This window comes from Nocardia sp. NPDC049220, from assembly GCF_040647855.1.
Classification (GTDB): domain Bacteria; phylum Actinomycetota; class Actinomycetes; order Mycobacteriales; family Mycobacteriaceae; genus Nocardia.
In genome coordinates this window covers 1,307,458-1,331,822 of the sequence record NZ_JBEZDA010000001.1, presented here as the reverse complement: position 1 = coordinate 1,331,822, position 24,365 = coordinate 1,307,458, and the positions used below count along the sequence as shown (strand labels likewise).

The following is a 24,365-nucleotide window of genomic DNA, read 5'->3' as shown; positions in this document are numbered from 1 at the left end:
ATGTGGGCGCCCACTCGGCCGTGCGGGTTCAGACGGTGAAGCCGAGGGCGCGCAATTGCTCGCGGCCGTCTTCGGTGATCTTGTCCGGACCCCACGGAGGCATCCAGACCCAGTTGATTTTCAGGTCTTCGACCAGGCCGGAACGCACGAGCGCGTTGCGGGTCTGGTCTTCGATCACATCGGTGAGCGGGCAGGCGGCCGAGGTGAGGGTCATGTCGAGGATGGCGGTGTTGTCCTCCTCGACCCGTAGTCCGTACACCAGCCCGAGATCGACGACATTGATGCCCAGTTCGGGGTCGACGACGTCGCGCATCGCCTCTTCGATGTCCTCGAGGAGTTTGATGTCGCCTGCCGACAGCTCGACCTGTTCGACCGTTTCGGTTGCTGGTGTCTCACTCATGACGTTCCCCGTTTCCGATAATCCGCTTGGCGTCTTCCGCGGAGGTGATCCGGACCACCGCGTCTTTGAATGCCATCCAGCCGAGCAGCGCGCACTTGACGCGCGCCGGGTATTTCGAGACACCGGCGAGGGCGATACCGTCGCCGATCATGTCCTCGTCACCCTCGATGGTGCCGCGGCTGGAGATCATCTCACCGTAGGAGTCGACGACCTTCAGCGCCTGCTGGACCGGCAGTCCGATGACCTGGTCAGTGAGGATGGAGGTAGCAGCCTGGCTGATCGAACAGCCCTGGCCGTCGTAGGACACGTCCGCGACATCGCCGTTCTCATCGAGCTGGACGCGCAGGGTCACCTCATCACCGCAGGTCGGGTTCACGTGGTGCACCTCGGCGCCGAACGGCTCGCGCAGCCCGCGATGGTGCGGGTGCTTGTAATGGTCCAGGATCACTTCCTGGTACATCTGCTCCATGCGCATGACTTATGCAACTCCGAAGAAGGTCTGAGCCTTCCGCACCGCGGCGACCAGCGCATCCACCTCGTCCACGGTGTTGTACACCGCGAACGACGCACGCGCGGTCGCGGCGATGCCGAAACGCCGATGCAGTGGCCAGGCGCAGTGGTGCCCGACCCGGATGGCTACCCCTTCGTCGTCCAGGATCTGCCCGACATCGTGTGCGTGGATGCCGTCGACCACGAAGGACACCGCGCCACCGCGGTCGAGATTGTCGGTCGGACCGATGACGCGCACTCCGTCGATCGCGCCGAGACCGTCCAGCGCGGCACCGACGAGGGTGTGCTCATGCGCCGCGACGGCATCCATGCCGATCGCTTCCAGATACCGCACTGCTGCGCCCAACCCGACCACCTGAGAGGTCATCGGCACACCCGCCTCGAACCGCTGCGGCGGCGGAGCGTAGGTGGTGAGTTCCATGGTGACCGTTTCGATCATGGAGCCACCGGTAATGAACGGCGGGGTCTCCTCCAGCAGCGCACGACGGCCGTACAGCACGCCGACGCCCGAGGGCCCGAGCATTTTGTGCCCGGAAAACGCGGCGAAATCCACGCCCAGTTCGCGGAAGTCCACCGGCATGTGTGGCACCGACTGGCAGGCGTCGAGCACGGTGAGCGCGCCGACTTCCCGAGCTCGGCGGACCACTTCGGCAACCGGCCCGATCGCGCCGGTGACATTCGACTGGTGAGCGAACGCGACAACCTTGGTGGCGGAGGACAATTCGAGCGAATCGAGATCGATCCGACCGTCCTCGGTGACGCCGTACCACTTCAGTGTGGCGCCGGTCCGGCGCGCGAGTTCCTGCCATGGAACGAGATTCGCGTGGTGCTCCAGCTCGGTGATCACGATCTCGTCGCCGGGGCCGAGGTGGTACGGGAACCGGTCGTCGGCGAACGCGTATGTCACCAGGTTCAACGATTCGGTCGCGTTCTTGGTGAACACGATCTCGCCCGCGTCGACACCGACGAACCGGGCGATGGCGGCCCTGGCGTTCTCGTAGGCATCGGTGGCCTCTTCGGCCAGTTGGTGCGCACCGCGATGCACCGCCGAATTGCGCGTGGTCAGGAAGTCTCGTTCGGCGTCGAGTACCGCGACGGGCCGCTGCGAAGTCGCGCCGGAATCCAGATACACCAACGGCTTCCCGTCCCGAACCGTGCGGCTCAGGATCGGGAAGTCGGCCCGGATCCGGGCGACGTCGAGAGTGCGGACCGTAGCGGTCATGTCAGGCTCCAGCGGTAGCGGACTGGGGGACGGCAGTCGGCGAAGCCGACGGAGCGGGCGAGTTCTGCGTGAAGCGGACGTAGCCGTTGGCGTCGAGTTCTTCGGCGAGTTCGGCACCACCCTCGGCGACGATGCGCCCGCCGACGAAGACATGCACGAACTGCGGCTGGATGTAGCGCAGAATGCGGGTGTAGTGCGTAATCAGCAGCACGCCGCCGTTCTCGCGCTCCTTGTAGCGGTTGACTCCCTCCGAGACGATGCGCAGCGCATCGACGTCCAGGCCGGAATCGGTCTCGTCCAGGATGGCGATCTTCGGTCCGAGCAGGCTCAGTTGCAGGATCTCGTGGCGCTTCTTCTCGCCGCCGGAGAAGCCCTCGTTCACGCTGCGGTCGGCGAACGCGGCGTCGATCTCCAACTCGCCCATCGACTCCTTCACCTCCTTGACCCAGGTCCGCAGTTTGGGGGCCTCGCCGCGCACGGCGGTCGCGGCGGTGCGCAGGAAGTTCGACATCGACACACCGGGGACCTCGACCGGGTACTGCATCGCCAGGAACAGACCGGCCCGCGCACGCTCGTCGACGGACATCGCCAGGACGTCCTCACCGTCGAGGGTGATCGACCCCTGGGTCACCGTGTACTTCGGGTGTCCGGCGATCGCATACGACAAGGTCGATTTGCCGGAACCGTTCGGGCCCATGATGGCATGCGTCTCACCGGATTTCACGGTGAGGTCGACCCCATTCAGGATCTTGATGGGCGCACCGGACTCGTCCGGGTTGGCGACCTCCGCGTGCAGGTCCTTGATTTCCAGGGTGGTCATCGCGTTCGAATTCCTTTGCAGGTGGGTGGTTCGGGTTCAGACGCCGATCGCGGCGAGCTCGGCTTCGATGGCCGACTCCAGCCGCTCCCGGATCTCGGGCACCGCGATCTTCTGGATGAGTTCGTGGAAGAATCCGCGCACCACCAGACGGCGGGCGACGTCCTCCGGAATACCGCGGGCGCGCAGATAGAACAGCTGCTCGTCGTCGAAACGCCCGGTGGCGCTTGCGTGTCCGGCACCGACGATCTCGCCGGTCTCGATCTCCAGATTCGGCACCGAATCGGCGCGCGCGCCATCGGTGAGCACCAGGTTGCGGTTCACCTCGAAGGTGTCGGTGCCTTCGGCGGCGGCGCGGATCAGCACGTCGCCGACCCACACGGTGCGCGCGTCACCCTTCGGCGACCGCGGATCGCCTTGCAGCGCACCCTTGTACAGGACATTCGACTTGCAGTTCGGGACCGCGTGGTCGACGAGCAGACGCTGCTCGAAGTGCTGGCCGGCATCGGCGAAGTAGAGGCCGAGCAACTCGGCGTCGCCGCCGGGGCCGTCGTAGCGCACGGTGGCGGTCAGACGCACCAGATCGCCACCGAGGGTGACCGCCACGTGCCGAAGCGTGGCGTCCCGGCCCAGTTTGCCGTGGTGCGCGGTGGCGTGCACAGCGTCGTCGGCCCAGTCCTGGACCGCGACTACCGTCAGCTTGGCGCTGTCACCGAGCACGAATTCCACATTCTCGGCGTAGGTTCCGCTCCCCCGCTGGTCGATCACGACGGTCGCCACCGCGAAGTTGTCCAGCCTGATCTGCAGGTGACCGTAGGCGGTCTTCCCCTCGCCGGGTCCGGTGACCGCGATGACGATTGGTGCCGCAACCTCGTTCTCCGAACCCACCGACACGATGGTGGCCGAATCGAAGGCCGAATAAGCCTGGGCGGCAACCCGATCCGCGGGCACGCCCGCGCTGCCGATCCGGGCGTCGCTCCGGTCGACGGTCTCCACGTGCACACCGGCTACCGGGCCGACCTCGACGGTCGCCCGGCCATCGGGTACCGCGGTGCCGTCGTGCAGGCCGCGCAGGCGGCGCAGCGGCGTGAACCGCCACGCCTCGTCATGCGCGGAGGGCACTTCGAAGGCATCCACATCGTACGAAGTGAAGACCTCGCCCTTGTTGGTCGCGGCGCCGGCACCGGGGTTCTGCACGGGCTTCGGCGTCGGGTTCTCGCCCTCGACCGCTGCCATCACACCAGTCGCCATCAGCCAACGGCCCCTTCCATCTGCAGCTCGATGAGCCGGTTCAGTTCCAACGCGTACTCCATCGGCAGTTCCTTGGCGATCGGCTCGACGAAGCCGCGCACCACCATCGCCATCGCCTCGTCCTCGGTGAGACCACGGCTCATCAGGTAGAAAAGCTGGTCCTCGGAGACCTTCGAGACGGTCGCCTCGTGCCCCATGGTCACGTCGTCCTCGCGGATGTCGACGTAGGGGTAGGTGTCCGAACGGCTGATCGTGTCCACGAGCAACGCGTCGCACTTCACGGTCGACTTGGAGCCGTGCGCCCCCTTGTTCACCTGGACCAGGCCGCGGTAGGAGGCGCGGCCGCCGCCGCGCGCCACCGACTTCGACACGATGGTCGAGGAGGTGTGCGGCGCCAGGTGCAGCATCTTCGCGCCGGTGTCCTGGTGCTGTCCCTCACCGGCGAACGCGACCGAGAGCACCTCACCCTTGGCGTACTCGCCGGTCATCCAGACCGCGGGATACTTCATGGTGACCTTGGAACCGATGTTGCCGTCGATCCACTCCATGGTCGCGCCCGCCTCTGCCTTGGCCCGCTTGGTGACCAGGTTGTAGACGTTGTTCGACCAGTTCTGAATGGTCGTGTAGCGGCAACGGCCGCCCTTCTTCACGATGATCTCGACCACCGCGGAGTGCAGCGAATCCGACTTGTAGATCGGCGCGGTGCAGCCCTCGACGTAGTGCACGTAGGCATCCTCGTCCACGATGATCAGGGTCCGCTCGAACTGGCCCATGTTCTCGGTGTTGATCCGGAAGTAGGCCTGTAGCGGGATGTCGACGTGCACGCCCGGCGGCACATAGATGAACGACCCGCCCGACCACACCGCGGTGTTCAGCGCGGAGAACTTGTTGTCACCGGCGGGGATCACCGAGCCGAAGTACTGCTGGAAGATCTCCGGATGCTCCTTGAGACCGGTGTCGGTGTCCAGGAAGATCACGCCCTGGGCCTCCAGGTCCTCGCGGATCTGGTGGTAGACGACCTCGGACTCGTACTGCGCGGCGACACCGGCGACCAGGCGCTGCTTCTCCGCCTCCGGGATGCCCAGCCGGTCGTAGGTGTTCTTGATGTCCTCGGGCAACTCGTCCCAGGACGCGGCCTGCTTCTCGGTCGAGCGTACGAAGTACTTGATGTTGTCGAAGTCGATGCCATCGAGGTTCGAACCCCAGTGCGGCATGGGCTTGCGATCGAAGATCCGCAGCGCCTTGAGTCGCTGTTCCAGCATCCATACCGGTTCGTTCTTCTTCGCCGAGATGTCACGGACAACTGCCTCGGACAGACCGCGTTGCGCGCTGGCGCCGGCCACATCCGAGTCGGCCCAACCGTAACCGTAGTTACCCAGCGACGCGATGGTCTCTTCCTGGGTGAGCGGTTGCACCTGGTCGGTGGTCGTCGTCATTCGGCGCTCCTTCCGGAGTCGTTCGTTCGTACCGCTGCGGGCTGTGCAGCGGTTTGTGTTGACGTGTTGTTCTGGGCGATCGGCACACTCAGCAGCGGCACATGCGTAGTGCACGCACAGTCGCCGTTGGCGATTGTGGCCAACCGCTGTACGTGGGTGCCGAGTAGTTCGCGGAACGCCTCGAGTTCGGCCGCGCACAGCTGTGGGAATTCCTCGGCGACGTGCGAGACCGGGCAGTGGTGCTGGCAGATCTGTACGCCTGTGCCCACCTTGCGGGTGGTGGCGGCGAAACCCGCTTCGGTGAACGCCTCGGCGATCTCCTCGGCTTTGGCCTCGGTATCCGCGGTGTTCTCACCAGCGGTGTGCTGCCGGACGGGTTCGATCCCGGCTACGATTGTCCGCGCCCGTTTGCGGGCGAACTCGGTGATGGCTTTCTCGCCGCCGATCTCCCCCAACTGCCGGATAGCGGCACCGGCCAAGTCGTCGTAGGCGTGGCCCAGCGTCCCCCGCCCCGCGGCGGTGAGCTGATACTGCTTGGCCGGGCGACCACGTCCCTTCTGTTGCCACGGCGCCGATCGGCTGGCCCGCGCCTGACCGGTGTCGATCAGCGCGTCCAGGTGTCTGCGGACACCCGCCGGAGCCAGGCCGAGTTTGCTCCCGATAGCGGTCGCCGTGATCGGCCCTTCCTCCAAGAGCAGCTGGACGATGGCGGCGCGGGTATGCCCCTCCGTACCGACCGTCGCGGGCGCGGACACCGACCAGGCACCGGCCTTTCGACCAGCCCCTTCATCGCCTCTCCGCAAACCCACGGTTTTCACAACATCAGTGTGGCGGAATTATTTCCCGAAATCTAATAAGGGTGACCTGACTTCGAGGCAGGGTGACCTGCGCGGATCGGCGCGGAACGAAGAGGCGGTGGCGCATCGGGACCACACAACGCAGCGGCCCGCCCGCCGATTCGCGCACTTCCCGCTAGATCGTCCCGATCTCCGGGCTCTGACCTGCGGATACGCTGCGCGATCCCGAACGCGTCGGCGGGCGACCGCTCCTTCGCCAACCGATCACCGCGCGCCACGCGACATCAGCGCAGTCGTCAACCGCATAAAATGGATCACAGTGCAATCCGTCACACTCGACCTGACCCGATGCCGCTCACATAGCTGGGTGGCGTATTCGCCAAGCGCTCGGTGGCGGAGTGGAACCGACCGTACGATGGTGATGTACCTGCTGGCGGGCTCGATGTTCTGAAATCGGCAATCTCGAGGGCCGCGATCTCGCGCCCACACCTGGTCGGGGTATTACCGCACAGGCATCCTCGGCGTAGTCACTGGGGCCAGCCGCCGAATCGGCTCCCAACTTTGCTTCTCATCGAAACTGGTCGAAGGTCCGGCGGACGGTGTGGTCCGCCGGCAGGGTCGGTCGGTCCGCGCGATCGACAAACCACGACGTTCAACCCTGATAGCCGGGAGAACGCGGCTGCCTACGGCCATGCCGGCGGCGGCAACGGCCCGTCCGGGTATCCGACGCTGCTCCGCGCGACCGTGAACACAGTGCCCTACTGGGCAATCCACCCCGGCAGCGACAAGGAGTCGGACTCATGAGTGAGGCAACCGGCAGGGTGGCATTGGTGACCGGGGCCAGCAGCGGAATCGGCGCGGCCACCGCGCGTCTGCTGGCCGCGCGCGGGATGCGAGTGGTGGTCAATTACCTGCACAGCGCCCAGGCAGCCGAGGAGGTTGTGGCACACATCGAAGCCGCCGGCGGCCAGGCCATGGCCATACAGGCTGACGTGCGCGAGCCGACAGCGGTCGACGCCATGATCGAACGCGTCGGGGCCGCGTGGAGCGGGATCGACGTGCTCGTGCACAACGCGCTCACCCCGTACGCGATCAAGCCGTTCCAGGAGATGGCCTGGGCGGAACTGGGCGGCAAGTTGAACGACGAAATCCGCGCGGCCTTCGTCGTCACCAAGGCCGTTCTGCCCGCGATGACCGACCAGGGTTGGGGGCGGTTGATCTATCTCGGCACCGGCCTGAGCCGCCAGCCCCGCGCGGGGATGATCGCGCTGGGTACGGCCAAGGCCGCGCTCACGCAGTTCGCCCGCTACCTGGCCCAGGAGCTGGGCCCTGCGGGCATCACGGTCAACGTCGTCGAACCCGGGCCGGTGGCCGAGACCAAGATGTCGCACGGGCTCGACGCGGAGCAGACGCAGCGGCAGGTGGCCGCCACACCGCTGGGTCGCCTGGCACGACCTGCTGACGTCGCTCAGGTGGTCGCCTTCTACGCGGGCGAGGACAACGTCTTCATGACCGGCACCACCGCTGCGGTCAACGGCGGAATGGCCATGTACTGAGCGAAAGTAGAGAGGAAACGGTCATGCGCACCATCGATCTCGCCTACGTCGGTCGGGGCCTGCACGAGGAGTTGACCGCCTACATCGCCGACCAGGAGGACTATTACGCCGACGAAGGTGTCCACGTCGCACTGCGCGACGGGTGCGCCTGGGACGATCGGCGGCTACGGCGCGGCGCCACCATCGGGCTCGGCCGGGCACTGCTGTCCCGGCTGACCAGCGGCATCCCCTGGGTGGCGCTCACCGTCAACACCCAGCGCCCACTGTTCTGGTTCCTCGCCCGCCCCGGCCTGAGTTCCCTGGCCGATCTGGCCGGACGACGGCTCGCGGTACACGCCCCACACACCGCGCCCGGGTGTTTCGCTCGCATCGTGCTGCGCACCGCCGGCCTCGACCCGGACCAGGACATCCATTGCGTCGTCCGGGCGCCCGGCGATTACGGCATGGATTTGCGCCACCTGCGCGACGGCACGATCGACGCTGCCTTCGTCGGCAGCACCGTGGCACCGGCGGCATCGCCGCCGAGTACGGCTGGCAGGTGTTGGCCTGGGTCGGCGACCACTTCCAGATCCCCACCGTGGGCGTGGCCGTCGACCCCACCCAAGTCCAGCCGGACGACCCCGCGGTCCAGGCGGTCGTGCGAGCTCACCGGCGGGCCCTGCACGTGATCGACAACGATCCCGACACCACGGTGCAGCACATCCAGACGTTCCTCGGCCGGCACACCGCCGCCGAGGTCCGAACCCACTACAACAGGTTCATCGCACCGTACTTCACGACCGACGGCCAGGCCGACCTCACTGTCGCAGACACCGCCATCACAGCGGTCGCCACCGAACTCGCCGTCCCCACTACCGTCACCGCAGCCGAGTTTTACCGCACCGCAGGCACAACACCCGGGGAAGGCCGGTGACGCCGACGTTCAGGTAACGAAGGGAGCGCGTTTGCACGGACATCAATCGGGCGGCCACGAGCTGGACAGGCGCTGCGCGGATTCATCGATCGGCAGGTCCGAGGAAGGCGTTCGAGCGCGTGCTGTCCGCCGCTGTCAGCCGGCACGCGGCGACCTCGATCCGCCGCTTGGACTCCGAAACCATGTGTCGATGGTGCCCGGAGCCCGCGCGTTCCCGCTCGGCACGAGGTTCGTGCCTTTCCGGTCCGGCGGGCGGCCACCGCCGACCGCACAGCCGCCACGCGTTCGTTCGGCCCGATGCGGGACTTCGACTCCGTACCGCCGAGCCCATTAGGCTTCGTCTCGTGGCGGTACTGGAGGGCGCGCGGCGCAGCACACTGGCGTTCGGGCGCCGGGCACTCGGACTAGACGTGCCCACGGCCGACCACACGATCGCGGTGCTGCACCGAGACGAGTCGGAGGTGCCCGGCCTCGACCACAACGAACTGGTTCAGCTCGATCGAATCCGGCTGATGGGCGCGACAGGCACAGTGCTCATGGCGATCAGCGCGCTCGGCATCGGTGCGCAGCCGGTACACCAGAATCCGACCTCGGGTGTCCGGATTCTCGGTATCTTCGCCCGCGCGCACACCGGATCGCTGGCCATGTGCATGACCGGCACTGTCATCGTCGTCCTGGCGTGGCTGCTGCTGGGTCGGTTCGCGGTCGGCGGCATCGGCGGCTCCCCTGTTCACCGGTTGACCCGCTCGCAACTGGATCGCACGCTGCTGCTGTGGCTCATCCCGCTCAGCGTGGCGCCGCCGCTGTTCAGCAACGATGTGTATTCCTATCTGGCACAGAGCGAGATCGCCGCACGGGGCATCGACCCCTATCAGGAAGGTCCGGTCGCGGGACTCGGGATCGACAATGTCCTCACCAACAACGTCCCGACCATCTGGCGCGACACGCCGGCGCCCTACGGCCCGCTGTTCCTCTGGATCGGCCGCGGCATCGCCGAACTCACCGGCGACAACATCATCGCGGGCGTGTGGGTGCACCGAATCCTGGCACTGGGCGGGGTCGCGCTGATCGTCTGGGCGCTGCCGCGACTGTCGGTGCGCTGCGGCGTCGCACCGGTGAGCGCCCTGTGGCTCGGCGCGGCCAACCCGCTGGTGCTGTTCCACCTGGTCGGCGGTGTGCACAATGACGCGCTGATGCTGGGGTTGATGCTGGCCGGCCTGGAATTCTGCCTGCGGGCGGTCGAGGACACCCACCCCTTCGACGGACGCGCCTACGCCTGGCTGATCAGCGGAGCGGTCATCATCACGCTGTCTTCCTCGATCAAGTTCACCTCGATCATCGTGCTCGGCTTCGTCGGCATGGCCCTGGCCAGACGCTGGGGCGCATCGCTGAGTTCAGTCGCGGTCGCAGCAGCCATTCTCGGCGCGCTCGCCATCGGCACGACTCTTTTCATCAGTTCGGTGAGCGGCCTCGGGTTCGGGTGGATCTACACGCTGAACACCGCGAGCGTCGTGCGCAGCTGGATGTCGTTGCCGACAGTGCTCGGCATCATCACCGGGTTCGGCGGCGTACTCCTCGGTCTCGGCGACCACACCACGGCACTGCTGAGTATCACTCGGCCGATCGCGGCCGTGGTCGCCGGCTTCTTCACCGTGCGCATGCTGGTCGCCACCTGCACCGGGCGGCTGCATCCGGTCGGCGCGCTGGGCGTGGCACTCGGCGCCATCGTGCTGCTGTTCCCGGTGGTGCAGCCCTGGTATCTGCTGTGGGCGATCGTCCCGCTGGCCGCGTGGGCGACCCGACCGGTATTCCGGGTTCCGGCGGTGGCGTTCTCGGCGATCGTCAGCGTGATCTTGATGCCGCGCGGCGCCGACCTCGAGGTGTTCCAGATCGTGGGCGCCGCGATCGCCACCGTGACCGTCGGGGTGTTGTTCATCGTGGTCACTCGCCACACGCTGCCCTGGCGGGGGCAGACAGGGGTGTCGGCTCCGTCACAGGTGCCCACCTCTTACGGTGTGACACCGTGACCGTTTCCTCCGGACCCGCCGTCGATGTCGAGGGCGTCATCAAGCGTTACGGCGAGACCACGGCGGTGGAAGGTCTGACTTTCGAGGTCGAACAGGCGCAGGTGCTCGCATTACTCGGCCCGAACGGCGCGGGTAAGACCACCACCGTGGAGATATGTGAGGGATTCACCGCGCCGGATGCTGGTTCGGTGCGCGTACTCGGCCTGGACCCGGTGGCCGATTCCGAACGACTGCGCCCCCGCATCGGCGTGATGCTGCAGGGCGGCGGTGCGTACCCGGGTGCACGGGCCGGCGAAATGCTCGACTTGGTGGCCGCCTATTCCGCCGATCCACTCGACCCCGAATGGCTGCTGCACACGCTCGGTCTGCAGGACAACCGCCGCACCCCTTACCGCCGCCTGTCCGGTGGCCAGCAGCAGCGCCTGGCGCTGGCCTGCGCGCTCGTGGGAAAGCCGGAGATCGTGTTTCTGGACGAGCCGACCGCGGGGCTGGACGCCCAGGCCAGGCTGATGGTGTGGGAGCTGATCGACGCCCTGCGCCGGGACGGAGTAGCTGTCGTGCTCACCACGCACGTGATGGACGAGGCCGAGCAGTTGGCCGACCAGCTGGTGATCATCGATCACGGTCGCATCGTCGCCTCCGGCACCCCTGCCGAGGTCACCGCGCACGGTGCGGCCGGGCAGCTCCGATTCAGCGCCCCACCGAAGTTGAACCTCGAACTGTTGAAAGCGGCTCTGCCGGAAGGCTTCGCGCCCAGGGAGACGACCCCCGGCAAGTATCTGGTGGAGGGCGAAATAGACCCGCAGGTGCTCGCGACGGTCACCGCGTGGTGCGCGCGAATGGACGTGCTGGCCACCGACATCCGGATCGATCAGCGCCGCCTCGAAGACGTCTTCCTGGAACTGACCGGACGGGATCTGCGCGGATGAGTCGACACGATCCGACCGACAACCGGTTCGCCCCGGGCACGTTCACTCCCGCGCCACGGTCCAGTTCGCGTGCCGCGATGATGATCGCGCAGACCCGGCTGGAGCTGATTCTGTTGCTACGCAACGGGGAACAACTGCTACTGACCATGTTGATCCCGATCACGCTGCTGGTCGGCCTGAGCTTGCTGCCGTTCGGCGACCTCGGCGCGGACCGGGTGTACAAGATCGTGCCCGCGGTGATGATGGTCGCCGTCATGTCCACCGCGTTCACCGGCCAGGCCATCGCGGTCGGCTTCGACCGCCGCTACGGGGCGCTCAAGCGGCTCGGCGCCACCGCGCTGCCGCGTTGGGGCGTCATCGCGGGTAAGAGCGCGGCGGTGCTCATTGTCGTCGTGCTGCAAGCGATACTGCTGGGCATGATCGGCTTCGCGCTCGGCTGGCGGCCGGACCCCGCCGGGCTGCTCCTAGGCGCCGTCGTGATCGCGCTCGGCACCGCCACCTTCGCGGCGATGGGGCTACTGCTCGGCGGAACCCTCAAAGCGGAAGTCGTGCTCGCGTTGGCGAACATCCTCTGGTTCGTCATGCTGGGCATTGCCAGCATCGTGTTCGCCTCCGACGACTTGCCGACCGCAGTGACCGTGCTGGCCCGGCTGGTGCCCTCGGGTGCACTGGCGGTATCGCTGGAGGATGCGATGCGCACCGGCATCGATTGGTTCGGGCTGGCCGTACTCGCGCTGTGGGGCGCGGTCTCCGGTGTACTCGCGACCCGTCTGTTCCGCTTCCACTGACCCACCAACGACGGAATGTAGTAGACCGGGTGCGTCCGCAGAATCGAACCGGGCTACCATTTTCGACGTGCTGTATCGCGCATTCCTGCGACTCGTCGACACGTTGCCACTGCCCTCATTGCGGGTGCAGCGCCTGATCGCGGTCGCAGTCCTACTCTCCCAGGCGGGCATCTCGGTCACCGGCGCCGTGGTCCGGGTCACCGCGTCCGGACTCGGCTGCCCGACCTGGCCCCAGTGTTTCCCGGGCAGTTTCACCCCGGTCGCGGTCTCCGAGGTTCCCGCCATCCACCAAGCTGTCGAGTTCTCCAACCGACTGCTCACCTTCGCTGTCACGCTGTGCGCCGCACTGGTGGTGCTCGCGGTGATTCGCGCGCGCCGCCGCCGCGCGGTGCTGGTATACGCGTGGCTGATGCCCGGCGGCACGGTTGTGCAGGCGATCATCGGCGGCGTCACGGTGCGCACCGGCCTGCTGTGGTGGACGGTCGCGACGCACCTGCTCGCGTCCATGGCCATGGTCTGGCTCGCCACGGTGCTGTACGCGAAGATCGACGAACCCGACGACGGCATCGACACCGTGCAGGCGCCCGCGCCACTACGCTGGCTCACCGGAATCACCGGTGTCGCGCTCAGCGCCGTGCTGATCGCGGGCACCTTGGTGACCGCGGCCGGGCCGCACGCGGGCGACAAGAGCGTCGACCGTCCCGTCGAACGGTTGCAGATCGAGATCGTCACATTGGTGCACCTGCACTCGCAACTGCTGGTCGGGTATCTCGCGTTGCTCATCGGTTTGGCCTTCGGCCTGTTCGCCGTCGGCAGCACGCCAGCCGTGCGCACCCGGCTGCTCGTGCTGCTCGCACTGGTCTGTTCGCAAGCGCTGATCGGCGTGGTGCAGTACTTCACCGATGTCCCGGCGGCCCTGGTCGTCCTGCACGTCGGCGGCGCCGCTGCCTGCACCGCGGGGACGGCAGCACTGTGGGCCGCGCTACGCACCAGGGAACGGGTCGGAGCGCCGGCGGTGGATCCCGCGACGCACCCGGCCTGACCGACCGCCCGGGTACCGTAGCCGGTCGTGCGGACGCCTGATCCGAAATCGGAAGCTCCCGAACCCTTTCCCGCTGTTGAGCCGTATGCCCATGGGCTGCTCGACGTCGGAGACGACCAGCGAATCTACTGGGAGACGAGCGGCGACCCGCAGGGTAAACCAGCGCTGGTCGTGCACGGCGGTCCCGGCGGCGGAGGAAAACGCGGCGCGCGAAGGTCGTTCGACCCGGCGGCCTACCGGATCGTCCTGTTCGATCAACGCGGCTGCGGGGAAAGCCTGCCACATGCCGCCGACCCCGAGGTCGACATGGCGCACAACACCACCGACCACCTGATCGCTGACATGGAACGGCTCCGCGAGCACCTCGCGATCGACCGATGGCTGCTCTACGGCGGTTCCTGGGGCGCTACGCTGATCCTCGCCTACGCCGAACGCCACCCGGACCGGGTCAGCGAGATCGTGCTCGTCAGCGTGACGACGACCAGGCCCGAAGAGATCGACTGGCTCTATCGCGGCGTCGCGCGACTGCTGCCCGAACAATGGGAAACCTTCCGCGACGGCGTTTGCGCGGCCGACCGCGACGGCGATCTCGTCGAAGCCTATCGCCGCCTGCTCGAGAGTCCCGACCCGGCGATCCGCGAGCTGGCGACACAGCGGTGGTGCGCCTGGGAGGACGCCGTCATCGCGCACGAAAACCTCGGCAGCACAGGGCAATACAGCGCAAAACCGGACGCCGCACGGCTGGCCTTCGCGCGGATCTGCACGCATTACTTCGCCAACGCCGCATGGCTGGCGGACGGGCAACTGCTGCGCGACGCGCACCGGCTGGCGGGCATCCCCGGTGTGCTGATCCACGGCAGGCTCGACCTGAGCGGCCCGCTGTACACCGCATGGCAGCTGGCCGAGGCATGGCCCGACGCAGAACTGCAGGTCATCGAGGATTCCGGACATACGGGCAGCCCGGCCATGCGCACTGCCATCCTCCGGGCCATCGCCCGATTTGCCCGATAGTGTGCGGGAGATGAGGCCTTAGGTCCCTGCCATCGGTGCCCAGCGACCCCGTTGTCCCGTTCGGTCCGCCTGCGAATGTGGAGGGCACAGTCGAAGCGATCAACCGGAGACCAGATGAGCACCCGAGCGGAGTACCAGGCGATCGTCGTCGGAATCGACGGCACCGCCACGGCGCTGGCCGCAGCACGATGGGCAGCGGCCCTGGCGGATCGTGAGCGCGTTCCGCTGGTGCTACTCAGCGTCGCCCCCGCGTTCGACCATCCGCTGACCGCGTCGGCGCTGGCGGAGACCACTCTGATGCTTTCTGACTTTCGGACCGCTGCGAAGCACAAAATCGAGGCGGCATTCGCGGCCGTGCACCGCGATCAGCCGCAGGTCGAGGTCCACCAAGTCGTCGAGGACGGCATTCCTGCACGCATCCTGATCGAGCACAGCGTCACCGCGCGCATGATCGTGGTCGCCGCCGACCTCGGTGACCGGCTCAGCACACTCTTGCTCGGGTCCACCGCGCTCATGGTCGCGAACAAAGCGACCTCCCCGGTGACCGTGTGGCGTGGAGCGACCGATCGGCCGCTGCCGGACCACCGGCCCGTCCTGGTCGGCGTCGATGGGAGCCCCGGTAGCTCGGCCGCAGTCGGTGCGGCATTCGAGTTGGCGTCGATACTCCGCGTCGGGGTGCTCGCACTGCACGCCTGGAACGACCCCGACCTGCTGCAATGGACACCGGTGCCCGACGCCTGGGCCACGCTGGCCGAGCAGGAACGAGAACTACTGTCCGAGCGCGTAGCCGGATGGAGCGAGAAGTACCCGGACGTCACCGTAACCAAGGTCGTCCAGAAGAGCCCGCCCGCGCGCGCATTGCTCGAGTACGCCGAGCGGGCGCAGGCCGTGCTGACCGGCAGCCGGGGGCACAACCGCCTCACCGGACTTCTGATCGGCTCGACCAGCCAGAACCTGCTACACCATGCGCCATGCCCGGTGGTCGTCTGCCGCGAACCGTGAACCTCGAACAGGACCAATCATCATGAGTGAGCATCTATCCCCCTCCGATCATGACGCCGAACTCGCGCCACTCGCGCCGATCTCGATCGGTCTCGGCCTCGTGATGATGGTCGCCGCGCTGTTGTCGGTCGTCAGAATCCCGAGCTGGGCAATCGATTACGGCATCATGGTGATCGCAGCGGGTGTCCTCTACCTGACCATCGCCGGCGGGCTGGTGTACTGGGGCGTCGACCGCCTGCGAAATCATCCCGGCGACAACTGACGTCGCGGAGCCGACCGCACAGCACCACGACGAATTCGCGAATCCATCGGCGTACGGACGCTGGTCAGCCAGCGATGTGCCGGCCGGAGCCGAGCCGACCAGCACCTGAGAGCACGCCGAGCGAAGTCGTACCGGCATTTCTGGTCGGTGCGGACATCGGCGGCGCACCCACACTGCCGACGGCAGGGAACACGCTCAGTCGGCGGAGGCGGTCGGCCCGATCCACTGGTCGAACAGCCGGTCCACCGCACCGGTGGCGAGTTGGGTCGCCAAGTAGGCGTTGAGCGCGGTGGCCGCAACCAGATCGTTCCTTCGAACCAGCAGCACTTTGCCGAATGAGTCGTAGGGCGTCTCAGGGTGCAGCACCTGCAGGTCCGGGTGCTGACGAACTCGGTAGCGGCCCTCGACCGCGTCGGTGACGAACACATCGGCCCGACCCTGTTCGATCTCACCGAAGATGGTCAGATTGTCGGGCCACAACGTGAGCCGCGCCTGCGGGAAGTTCGTGCGTGCGAATTCCTCGTTCGTCCCACCACGATTCGCGATCACCCGTACGCCGGGACGGTTTATCTCCTCGATGGACGAGTAGGCGGCACCGTTCGATCGGCGGGTGATCGGGGCCTTGCCGTCGGTCCCGTAGGTGATCGAGAAATCGGCGAAGGCACGGCGCGACGCCTGATCGGAGATGCCACCGATCGCGATATCGCAGTTTCGCTCGACGAAATCCGTCTTCAGCGTCGCCCAGGTCACGGGGACGAATTCGATCGGACGGCCGAGTGCAGCGGCGAATCCGCGAGCGAGTTCGATGTCGACGCCGCGGTAGTTTCCGGCACCGTCACCGATCGAGTACGGCGGATAGTCCCCCGGTGTACAGGCACGCACCGCCGTAATCACACCGCTGCCCGGCTGCGCGATCGCCGGAAACGCTACTGCGACAAGGGCTGTCCCTCCGGCCGCCAACACTGCGGCGATTCGGCGAGACAGCCGAGTGATCCGACTAGGCACGGCTGGAGTTCTCGTTGCGTGCGGTGGGGAAACGGGTTTGTCGGGCAACCCATCCCGCCATCTTGGCCCAGTGCCCTTGGCGCGGGGTGACGATCGAGGTGAGTTCGCGATCCCACTCATCGGCTTCGGTCAGTCCGTCGACGACGGCGACCAGTTCTTGGGCAGTCTCCACGTTGTCGACAACACGGTCACCCAGGATCCCGTCCGCCCCCACCAGGGTGACCCGGACGCCGATGCGGCCGAGCGGTTGGAGTACCGCCGTCGCGGATCCGCCGTGGTCGGCGACGAAACCCTTGACCGAGTCGATCAGGGCCGCCGACAGTCTCACTGGGGTGGTGGCGGTTCGAACACTCATGGCAGGCAGTTTACCGACCGGTAGGGAGCGGTCCGCCCCTTTGGGTGTACAACTGAAGCTCATGCACGCTATTCAGGTTTCCGAACACGGTGGTCCAGAGGTCCTGAACTACGTGGAGGTACCCGATGCGCAGATCGGGCCCGACCAACTGCTGGTCGATTCGCAGGCGATCGGCGTCAACTTCATCGATACCTACATCCGCAGCGGACGTTACCCGCAGGATGTCCCTTACATCCCGGGTGCCGAGGGCACCGGCGTGGTCACCGAGGTCGGCGCGAATGTGACCGAGTTCGCGGTCGGTGACCGGGTCGCGTGGGCGGCCGCACCGGGTAGTTACGCGCAGAAGGTGGCGGTGAACGCCCAAGATGCGCTCGCGGTGCCGGACGGCGTCGATCCGCCGGTGGCCGCGTCGGCGTTGCTGCAAGGAATGACCGCGCACTATCTGATCGAGTCGATCTACAAACCGGCGCCAGGGGAAACGGTGCTCGTGCACGCGGGGGCAGGCGGTGTCGGGCTGATCCTGACCCAGCTGCTCACCGCGCGCGGGGTCCGGGTGATCACAACGACGTCTTCGGACGACAAGGAGGCGCTGTCCCGGGCGGCAGGCGCCGCAGAGGTACTGCGTTACGGCGAGCATCTCGCCGAGCAGGTGCGCAAACTCACCGACGGCGTCGGTGTGGCCGCGGTTTACGACGGCGTCGGCACCGCGACCTTCGAATCGAGTCTGGCCTCGTTGCGCGTGCGCGGCATGCTCGCTCTGTTCGGCGGTGCCAGTGGACCGGTACCGCCCTTCGACCCGCAACGTCTCGGCCTGGCCGGTTCGCTCTTCATCACGCGCCCCACCCTCGCGCACTACATTCGCGACCGCGCCGAACTCACCTGGCGCGCGGGTGATGTGCTCGCGGCCATCGCCGACGGCACGCTGAACATCCGGATCGGCGCGACCTACCCACTCGCCCGAGCCGAGCAGGCACATCGCGACCTGGAGGGCCGCAAGACCACGGGTTCCATCGTTCTACTCCCCTGAGCCGGGGCAGCGAGTACGGCGGTGGGCGATTCGGGTGGATCGCCCACCGCCGATCAGAAATCTCGCCCGGTGAGTCCGCGGTAGACGAACCGGGTCAGACCATCCACGGCCTGTTCGTCGGTCAGGTCGACGGTGCCATCCTCGATCGCTGTCAGCAGACTCTGCGTGAGCAGAAACATCATCGCCAAGCTGGCGTCGGGCGTACTGGGCAGGCGTAGACCCTGGTCGGCGAAGCCTGTCACATGGTCGGCGATGTCGGTGCGCTGCTGCCTGCCGAAACGTGCGACCATACCGGCGAAATTTTCGTTGACCAGCGCCGCCTGATTCACCGCACGCAGCGCAGCCGCGTGCTGGCGCGCGAAGGTCCAGTATCCCGCGACGTGATACCGCACCGCCGCCGGATCACTGAAGTCCGGATTGTGACCACGCGCCTCGGCACTCTCGTCACCCGCGGCGGCCAGATCGTTCAGTAGCGCCTGGAGTAGTTCCTCCTTGCTCGCGAAGTGGTTGTAGAACGACCCCGCCGCCCGCCCGGCGGTCGTCGTGATGTCGGTGATCTTGGTGTTCAGGTAGCCACGCTCGGCGAACAACCGCAACGCCGCGTCCTTGAGCGCCTGCTCGGTCTCGGCAGCCTTCTCCTTGCGACTCCGGGACACCGGCACCACCTCCTTGACAGGGAAAGTTACCAAGACCGATACTGAACACATATTCACTGAATTGAATTTCATCAGTAGTGCCCCGTGTCACAGCCCGTCCTCGTCGTGGGCGCCGGCCCTACCGGCCTCACCCTCGCTCTCGATCTCGCCCGCCGAAACATCCCGGTGCGAATCGTCGACAAGGCCGCAGAATTCTTCGCGAGTTCCCGGGGGGACGGCATCCAGCCACGAACCCTGGAAGTATTCGACGACCTGGGCATCCTCGACGCGGTGCACGCCGCCGGGATGCCGATGCCGGAGATGCGAATCCACCTCGACGGCACGTTCGTCACCGCGCGCAGAATGTGGGAGCCGATCGAGCCCATGCCCACCGTCCCGTACCCGAACCCGTGGGTGCTCGGCCAGTCCGGAACGGAGGGCATCCTGCGTGATCGGCTCGCCGAGTTCGGCGTGCAGGTCGAACTCGGCACCACACTCGTCGACTTCGACCAGGACGATAGCGGTGTCACCGCGATGTTGGCACGAGCTGGCGCGGGCGAGACTGTGCGCGTCACCTATCTGATCGGCGCAGACGGCGGCAAAAGCGCCGTACGCACTACGCTCGGAATCCCCTTCGAGGGCAGTACCGATGAGTCGATCCGGATGCTGCTCGGCGACGTACGAGCCGACGCGCTCGACCACGAGTTCGGCTACTGGTTCGCCGCCGCGGACCGGCCGATGGAGGGAATCGCATTGTCCCCGTTGCCCGGTGGACATCAGTTCCAGTTCGCCGCACCGTTCACGGGCGAGACGCAGCCGAGCCTCGAATTACTGCAGAACTACCTGAGCCACTACTCCGGACGCGAGGACATCACCCTCACCGACCTGACCTGGGTCACGGTGTGGCGGCCGAATGTTCGTCTCGCGCGACGATTCCGGGACGTGCGCGTCTTCCTTGCCGGTGACGCAGCGCACGCGCATCCGCCCACCGGCGGCCAAGGCATGAACACGGGCATCCAGGATGGCTACAACCTCGGCTGGAAGTTGGCCGCCGCCCTCTCCGGCGACGACACATTGCTCGACAGCTACGAATCCGAGCGCAGGGCGGTTGCCGCCCGGGTGCTGGGGCTGAGCTCCGACCTGCTGGACAAGCTCGTCGACGGTGACGAAGACGCGATGCAGCGCGGACCGGAAACCCAGCAGTTGGACATCAGTTACCGCGATCCCGCCGCACCCGAAACGCCGGCCGTGGGAGATCGTGCGCCGGACGCGCCGCTGGAAGACGACGCGGGACGGCCGGTTCGGCTGTTCGACCTGTTTCGAGGACCGCACGCGACGCTGCTCGCATTCGGCGTAACCGCCGTGGCAGCACAGGGGGTTCGAGCGCATACGGTGGTCCGTCCGGGAACACAGGTGGCAGGACCGCACGTGGTAGACGTGGACGGGTATGCGTACGCCGCCTACGCCGCGACCGACGGCGCCCAGGTTCTCGTCCGACCGGACGGCTACCTCGGCGCGATCAGCTGACGACGCTGCCGATGGTGTCCCAACCGAGCACCGAGTCCACCGCGAGACCGCAGAACACCACGGCCAGATAATTGTTCGACTGCAGGAACAGCCGCAGCGGCTTCACCGATTCACCGCGCCGTACACCGGCGTACAGCTGGTGGGCCATGAGCAGGAACCACGCCCCGGCCACCAGCGCGACGGCCGCGTACACCGCACCGGTCGCGGGGACGAGGGCCAGCGTGGCGAGCACGGTCAGCCAGGTGTACACGACGATCTGCTTCGTGACCGTCTTCTCGGTGGCGACCACGGGCAGCATCGGCACGCCCGCCGCGCGGTAGTCCTCCTTGTAGCGCATGGCCAGCGCCCAGGTATGCGGCGGCGTCCAGAAGAAGATGACGCCGAACAGTGCGATGGCCGGCCAGCCAATGCCTCCGGTGACCGCCGACCAGCCGACCAGCGCGGGCATGCAGCCCGCCGCGCCGCCCCACACCACATTCTGCGAGGTGCGGCGCTTGAGGCCGAGCGTGTACACGAAGACGTAGAACAGGATCGTCGCGACGACGAGCAGGCCGCTGAGCAGATTGGCCTGCCACCACAGCCAGCCGAACGAGCCGACACCCAGCACCACGCCGAACACGAAGGCATTTCTGGTCGGCACGGCGTCCCTGGCCAGCGGCCGCTTGGCGGTGCGCTTCATGACCTTGTCGATGTCCGCGTCGGCGACACAGTTCAGGGTGTTCGCGCTGGCGGCGCCCATCCAGCCGCCGAACAGCGTGGCCAGGATCAACCGGATGTCGACCGTGCCTCGTTCGGCCAGCAGCATGGTCGGGATGGTGGCGACCAGCAACAGTTCGATCACGCGGGGCTTGGTCAGCGCGATGTACGCCAACACCCGCCGGATCAGTCGGGACGGTAGGCCCGATCCGGTGAATCGGTCCGTCAGCGTCGTCGCGGAGGAGCCGTGTGCGCCATCACCACCCGGCTGTTGCCCAATCCGCACTGTCTCTCCTCGCACGCTGTGCATCGCATCCGGCATAGACCAGTAGCGCGCCGCTACCGAATGGTATGGATGCGCCGGTACCGGACCTTCGTCCGCCCCAGCACCCGCTCCGACCCGGTACCGCGCGGCTACTACTACAGAGGATGGTAGACCCCCGCCAGCCCCGCCCCTCCCCTCGCCCCGCGCAACCCCGCCGTCATGCGACCGACGAGACCAGCTGTTCCGGACAGTCCAGACCACCCTCGCTCGAAGCCGTAGACCACCTGCCACCATCCCCTCCATACGCACCCCGAACACTCCGCAGCCCCTCCGCATGAAGCCACCGCCTGCCACGAATGACGCGACCTCCTGCGCAACCTGCACTGACTACAAGCCCCATCAAGCACCCTCCCACCCCACGTGCCACCAACGCGCGAGGCCATCGAGCGCCGTTCGTGGCCCGGCTCGCGTCCGAGCGGCCGAAGCGCACGCGCCGCAGGCGCAAGTCTCGGTCGCTCGGACGCGAGCCACAGGAGCCGCCAACCCGCGGCGCCGAAGGTGCTACCGATCGAACGCCGCCAATCGAACACGCGCCGCGAATCCAACACACACAGGGTTAGCGCTGTGCCGGTCAACGAGCACATCTAGGGTAGATGGGGAAACCGGTTCGCATGCCGTAGCTGGTGCGCGTTCATCGCCATCTGAAACCCATCCGCCGTCGACGAAACCAATGTCAGGAGAACCTCGGTCGTGTCGATCACAGACGACATCCGCGCCCTCACTCAGCCGAACTACCCGGACGACTGGACGGATCTGGACACCAAGGCCGTCGACACCATTCGGGTGCTTGCCGCGGAGGCGGTGCAGAACACCGGGAACGGTCATCCTGGTACCGCGATGAGTTTGGCGCCGCTGGCGTACACGCTCTACCAGCGCACGATGCGCATCGACCCCAGCGATCCCAGCTGGGTGGGCCGGGACCGGTTCGTGCTGTCGTGCGGTCACTCCAGCCTCACTCAGTACATCCAACTGTATCTGGCCGGTTTCGGTCTGGAACTGGTCGATCTGGAGCACTTGCGCAAGTGGGGTTCGCTCACCCCGGGCCACCCGGAATTCCGGCACACCGACGGCATCGAGATCACCACCGGCCCGCTCGGCCAGGGCCTGGCCTCGGCCGTCGGTATGGCGATGGCGGCGCGGCGCGAGCGCGGGTTGTTCGACCCGGACGCCGCGCCGGGCACCAGCCCGTTCGACCACTTCATCTACGTGATCGCCTCCGACGGCGACCTCGAGGAGGGCGTCACGTCCGAGGCGTCGTCCCTGGCGGGCACCCAGCAGCTGGCCAATCTCGTCGTGATCTACGACGACAACAAGATCTCCATCGAGGACGACACCACCATCGCCTTCACCGAGGACGTCGCCAAGCGGTATGAGGCTTATGGCTGGCACGTGCAGGTGGTCGAGGGCGGCGAGGACGTCGTCGCGATCGAGGCCGCGCTGGCCGCCGCCAAGGCGGAGTCCGGCAAGCCTTCGATCATCGTGCTGCGCACCATCATCGGCTACCCGGCCCCGCACAAGATGAACACCGGGGCGGCGCACGGCGCGGCGCTCGGCGCCGACGAGGTGGCCGCCGTCAAGAAGATCCTCGGGTTCGATCCGGAGCAGAGCTTCCAGGTGGACGACGCGGTCATCGCGCACACACGCGCGGCCATCGAGCGAGGCCGGGCCGCGCACCAGCAATGGCAGCAGTCGTTCGACGCGTGGGCCGTGGCGAGCCCGGCGAACAAGGCGCTGTTCGATCGCCTCACCGAGCGACGACTTCCGAAGAACTGGGCGACGAATCTGCCGACCTACGAAGCAGATCCGAAGGGTATGGCCACGCGCAAGGCGTCCGGCAAGGTCTTGGCCGCGCTCGCGCCGGTGCTGCCGGAGCTGTGGGGCGGTTCGGCCGACCTCGCCGAGTCCAACAACACCACCATGCCCGGCGAGCCGAGCTTCGGCCCCGAGTCGATCTCGACGGGGATGTGGAAGGCCAACCCGTACGGCCGGACGCTGCACTTCGGGGTCCGCGAGCACGCGATGGGCGCCATCCTCAACGGGATCGCGCTGCACGGCCCGACCCGGCCCTATGGCGGCACCTTCCTGGTGTTCAGCGACTACATGCGTCCGGCGGTGCGGCTGGCCGCGCTGATGCGGGTCCCCGCGATCTACGTCTGGACACACGACTCGATCGGCCTCGGCGAGGACGGTCCGACGCACCAGCCGATCGAGCACTTGGCCGCGTTGCGCGCCATCCCCGGTTTGAATGTGGTCCGTCCTGGCGACGCCAACGAGACCACCTACGCGTGGCGCACCATTCTCGAACGCGACAGCAGTGAGCACTCCTCGCACTTCTCGGTCTCCGAGCTGCCGCATCAAGACGGCCCTTCGGCGTTGGCGCTGACCCGCCAGGAGCTGCCGATCCAGGAGGGCACCAGCTACGAAGGCGTGTCGAAGGGCGGCTACATCCTGGCCGAGGCGTCCACCGGCACCCCGCAGGTGCTCTTGATCGCTACCGGATCGGAACTCCAACTCGCCGTGGCCGCCCGCACTACGCTGGAGGAGCAGGGCATCGGAACTCGTGTGGTGTCGATGCCGTGTGTGGAGTGGTTCGACGCGCAGGACAAGGCTTACCGGGACGAGGTGCTCCCGCCCGCGGTCGCCGCCCGGGTCGTCGTCGAGGCCGGTATCGCGATGCCGTGGCACCGGTTCGCCGGTGACGCGGGGGAGATCGTGTCGATCGAGCACTTCGGCGCCTCCGCCGATCACAAGACTCTGTTCCGCGAATTCGGATTCACACCGGAAGCCGTCGTTGCCGCCGCGCAGCGCACGCTCGAGAACGTGAAGGGATAA

General features: G+C 67.0%; 24 protein-coding genes. 13 read left to right on the top strand and 11 right to left on the bottom strand.

The features are described 5' to 3' along the window. Positions 1-28: 28 nt before the first annotated feature. Genes AB0C34_RS05930 through AB0C34_RS05900 form a run of 7 tightly spaced genes read right to left on the bottom strand, consistent with a single transcriptional unit; the run spans position 29 to position 6,445 of the window. Positions 29-400: a metal-sulfur cluster assembly factor gene (locus AB0C34_RS05930; RefSeq protein ID WP_357067839.1), complete on the bottom strand. Its 372-nt coding sequence runs from the start codon at positions 398-400 to the stop codon at positions 29-31. Further along, positions 393-875 carry a Fe-S cluster assembly sulfur transfer protein SufU gene (sufU, locus tag AB0C34_RS05925; protein ID WP_357067838.1) on the bottom strand — a complete coding sequence of 161 codons (483 nt, stop codon included), beginning with the start codon at positions 873-875 and terminating at the stop codon, positions 393-395. Before sufU ends, AB0C34_RS05930 begins: the two co-directional genes overlap by 8 nt. 3 nt (positions 876-878) lie before the next feature. After that, positions 879-2,132, bottom strand: coding sequence for a cysteine desulfurase (locus tag AB0C34_RS05920; protein WP_357067836.1), 1,254 nt, complete (start codon positions 2,130-2,132; stop codon positions 879-881). Position 2,133: 1 nt separating this feature from the next. After that, on the bottom strand, positions 2,134-2,952 hold the full coding sequence (gene sufC, locus AB0C34_RS05915) for a Fe-S cluster assembly ATPase SufC (RefSeq protein ID WP_357067834.1): 819 nt from the start codon (positions 2,950-2,952) through the stop codon (positions 2,134-2,136). A gap of 36 nt (positions 2,953-2,988) precedes the next feature. Beyond that, on the bottom strand, positions 2,989-4,200 hold the full coding sequence (gene sufD / locus AB0C34_RS05910; RefSeq protein WP_357067832.1) for a Fe-S cluster assembly protein SufD: 1,212 nt from the start codon (positions 4,198-4,200) through the stop codon (positions 2,989-2,991). Then, positions 4,200-5,636: a Fe-S cluster assembly protein SufB gene (gene sufB, locus AB0C34_RS05905; protein WP_357067830.1), complete on the bottom strand. Its 1,437-nt coding sequence runs from the start codon at positions 5,634-5,636 to the stop codon at positions 4,200-4,202. Before sufB ends, sufD begins: the two co-directional genes overlap by 1 nt. Continuing rightward, positions 5,633-6,445: a metalloregulator ArsR/SmtB family transcription factor gene (locus AB0C34_RS05900; protein WP_357068532.1), complete on the bottom strand. Its 813-nt coding sequence runs from the start codon at positions 6,443-6,445 to the stop codon at positions 5,633-5,635. The genes sufB and AB0C34_RS05900 overlap by 4 nt, the downstream gene beginning before the upstream one ends. A gap of 788 nt (positions 6,446-7,233) precedes the next feature. Between AB0C34_RS05900 and AB0C34_RS05895 the strand changes: the two genes are divergently transcribed. From AB0C34_RS05895 to AB0C34_RS05850, 10 genes are all read left to right on the top strand, one after another. Continuing rightward, on the top strand, positions 7,234-7,989 hold the full coding sequence (locus AB0C34_RS05895; protein WP_357067828.1) for an SDR family oxidoreductase: 756 nt from the start codon (positions 7,234-7,236) through the stop codon (positions 7,987-7,989). 23 nt (positions 7,990-8,012) lie between these two features. Beyond that, complete coding sequence (locus AB0C34_RS05890) at positions 8,013-8,657, top strand: ABC transporter substrate-binding protein (RefSeq protein ID WP_357067826.1); 645 nt, start codon at positions 8,013-8,015, stop codon at positions 8,655-8,657. Continuing rightward, positions 8,654-8,902 carry a hypothetical protein gene (locus AB0C34_RS05885; RefSeq protein ID WP_357067824.1) on the top strand — a complete coding sequence of 83 codons (249 nt, stop codon included), beginning with the start codon at positions 8,654-8,656 and terminating at the stop codon, positions 8,900-8,902. Before AB0C34_RS05890 ends, AB0C34_RS05885 begins: the two co-directional genes overlap by 4 nt. A 344-nt stretch (positions 8,903-9,246) precedes the next feature. Continuing rightward, positions 9,247-10,929: a polyprenol phosphomannose-dependent alpha 1,6 mannosyltransferase MptB gene (gene mptB / locus AB0C34_RS05880; protein WP_357067822.1), complete on the top strand. Its 1,683-nt coding sequence runs from the start codon at positions 9,247-9,249 to the stop codon at positions 10,927-10,929. After that, positions 10,926-11,858, top strand: coding sequence for an ABC transporter ATP-binding protein (locus AB0C34_RS05875; protein ID WP_357067820.1), 933 nt, complete (start codon positions 10,926-10,928; stop codon positions 11,856-11,858). Before mptB ends, AB0C34_RS05875 begins: the two co-directional genes overlap by 4 nt. Further along, positions 11,855-12,646, top strand: a complete 792-nt coding sequence (locus AB0C34_RS05870; protein ID WP_357067818.1) for an ABC transporter permease — start codon at positions 11,855-11,857, stop codon at positions 12,644-12,646. Before AB0C34_RS05875 ends, AB0C34_RS05870 begins: the two co-directional genes overlap by 4 nt. A gap of 67 nt (positions 12,647-12,713) precedes the next feature. Further along, entirely contained in the window at positions 12,714-13,688 is a 975-nt protein-coding gene (locus AB0C34_RS05865) for a heme A synthase (RefSeq protein WP_357067817.1), read from the top strand. 27 nt (positions 13,689-13,715) lie between these two features. Beyond that, positions 13,716-14,699, top strand: a complete 984-nt coding sequence (pip, locus tag AB0C34_RS05860; protein WP_357067815.1) for a prolyl aminopeptidase — start codon at positions 13,716-13,718, stop codon at positions 14,697-14,699. Between the two features lie 114 nt (positions 14,700-14,813). Then, complete coding sequence (locus AB0C34_RS05855) at positions 14,814-15,701, top strand: universal stress protein (RefSeq protein ID WP_357067813.1); 888 nt, start codon at positions 14,814-14,816, stop codon at positions 15,699-15,701. Between the two features lie 22 nt (positions 15,702-15,723). After that, positions 15,724-15,963 (top strand): hypothetical protein, encoded by a 240-nt coding sequence (locus tag AB0C34_RS05850; protein ID WP_357067811.1) that lies wholly within the window; start codon positions 15,724-15,726, stop codon positions 15,961-15,963. A gap of 195 nt (positions 15,964-16,158) precedes the next feature. On the opposite strand, the gene AB0C34_RS05845 is transcribed toward AB0C34_RS05850, so the two are convergent. Then, complete coding sequence (locus tag AB0C34_RS05845; protein WP_357067809.1) at positions 16,159-16,968, bottom strand: transporter substrate-binding domain-containing protein; 810 nt, start codon at positions 16,966-16,968, stop codon at positions 16,159-16,161. Then, positions 16,961-17,323 (bottom strand): hypothetical protein, encoded by a 363-nt coding sequence (locus tag AB0C34_RS05840; RefSeq protein WP_357067807.1) that lies wholly within the window; start codon positions 17,321-17,323, stop codon positions 16,961-16,963. Before AB0C34_RS05840 ends, AB0C34_RS05845 begins: the two co-directional genes overlap by 8 nt. Before the next feature lie 61 nt (positions 17,324-17,384). Between AB0C34_RS05840 and AB0C34_RS05835 the strand changes: the two genes are divergently transcribed. Next, positions 17,385-18,350 carry a quinone oxidoreductase gene (locus tag AB0C34_RS05835; RefSeq protein WP_357068530.1) on the top strand — a complete coding sequence of 322 codons (966 nt, stop codon included), beginning with the start codon at positions 17,385-17,387 and terminating at the stop codon, positions 18,348-18,350. A gap of 53 nt (positions 18,351-18,403) precedes the next feature. Here AB0C34_RS05835 and AB0C34_RS05830 read toward each other — a convergent pair whose 3' ends face one another. After that, complete coding sequence (locus tag AB0C34_RS05830) at positions 18,404-19,039, bottom strand: TetR/AcrR family transcriptional regulator (RefSeq protein WP_357067805.1); 636 nt, start codon at positions 19,037-19,039, stop codon at positions 18,404-18,406. A 51-nt stretch (positions 19,040-19,090) separates the two neighbouring features. On the opposite strand from AB0C34_RS05830, the gene AB0C34_RS05825 reads away from it, so the two are divergent. Further along, positions 19,091-20,512: an FAD-dependent monooxygenase gene (locus AB0C34_RS05825; RefSeq protein ID WP_357067803.1), complete on the top strand. Its 1,422-nt coding sequence runs from the start codon at positions 19,091-19,093 to the stop codon at positions 20,510-20,512. On the opposite strand, the gene AB0C34_RS05820 is transcribed toward AB0C34_RS05825, so the two are convergent. After that, the gene (locus AB0C34_RS05820) at positions 20,505-21,494 is read right to left on the bottom strand and encodes a heme o synthase (protein ID WP_357067801.1); all 990 of its coding nucleotides are present in this window, start codon (positions 21,492-21,494) and stop codon (positions 20,505-20,507) included. The two genes, AB0C34_RS05825 and AB0C34_RS05820, sit on opposite strands and share 8 nt — an antisense overlap. Positions 21,495-22,223: 729 nt before the next feature. Between AB0C34_RS05820 and tkt the strand changes: the two genes are divergently transcribed. Beyond that, positions 22,224-24,365, top strand: coding sequence for a transketolase (gene tkt / locus AB0C34_RS05815; RefSeq protein ID WP_357067799.1), 2,142 nt, complete (start codon positions 22,224-22,226; stop codon positions 24,363-24,365).

Bases quoted from the DNA above. Each gene is read 5' to 3' on its own strand.
- AB0C34_RS05930 (WP_357067839.1), bottom strand. From the start codon at position 400: ATGAGTGAGACACCAGCAACCGAAACGGTCGAACAGGTCGAGCTGTCG.
- sufU (WP_357067838.1), bottom strand. From the start codon at position 875: ATGCGCATGGAGCAGATGTACCAGGAAGTGATCCTGGACCATTACAAG.
- AB0C34_RS05920 (WP_357067836.1), bottom strand. From the start codon at position 2,132: ATGACCGCTACGGTCCGCACTCTCGACGTCGCCCGGATCCGGGCCGAC.
- sufC (WP_357067834.1), bottom strand. From the start codon at position 2,952: ATGACCACCCTGGAAATCAAGGACCTGCACGCGGAGGTCGCCAACCCG.
- sufD (WP_357067832.1), bottom strand. From the start codon at position 4,200: ATGGCGACTGGTGTGATGGCAGCGGTCGAGGGCGAGAACCCGACGCCG.
- sufB (WP_357067830.1), bottom strand. From the start codon at position 5,636: ATGACGACGACCACCGACCAGGTGCAACCGCTCACCCAGGAAGAGACC.
- AB0C34_RS05895 (WP_357067828.1), top strand. From the start codon at position 7,234: ATGAGTGAGGCAACCGGCAGGGTGGCATTGGTGACCGGGGCCAGCAGC.
- AB0C34_RS05890 (WP_357067826.1), top strand. From the start codon at position 8,013: ATGCGCACCATCGATCTCGCCTACGTCGGTCGGGGCCTGCACGAGGAG.
- AB0C34_RS05870 (WP_357067818.1), top strand. From the start codon at position 11,855: ATGAGTCGACACGATCCGACCGACAACCGGTTCGCCCCGGGCACGTTC.
- AB0C34_RS05855 (WP_357067813.1), top strand. From the start codon at position 14,814: ATGAGCACCCGAGCGGAGTACCAGGCGATCGTCGTCGGAATCGACGGC.
- AB0C34_RS05850 (WP_357067811.1), top strand. From the start codon at position 15,724: ATGAGTGAGCATCTATCCCCCTCCGATCATGACGCCGAACTCGCGCCA.
- AB0C34_RS05840 (WP_357067807.1), bottom strand. From the start codon at position 17,323: ATGAGTGTTCGAACCGCCACCACCCCAGTGAGACTGTCGGCGGCCCTG.
- AB0C34_RS05835 (WP_357068530.1), top strand. From the start codon at position 17,385: ATGCACGCTATTCAGGTTTCCGAACACGGTGGTCCAGAGGTCCTGAAC.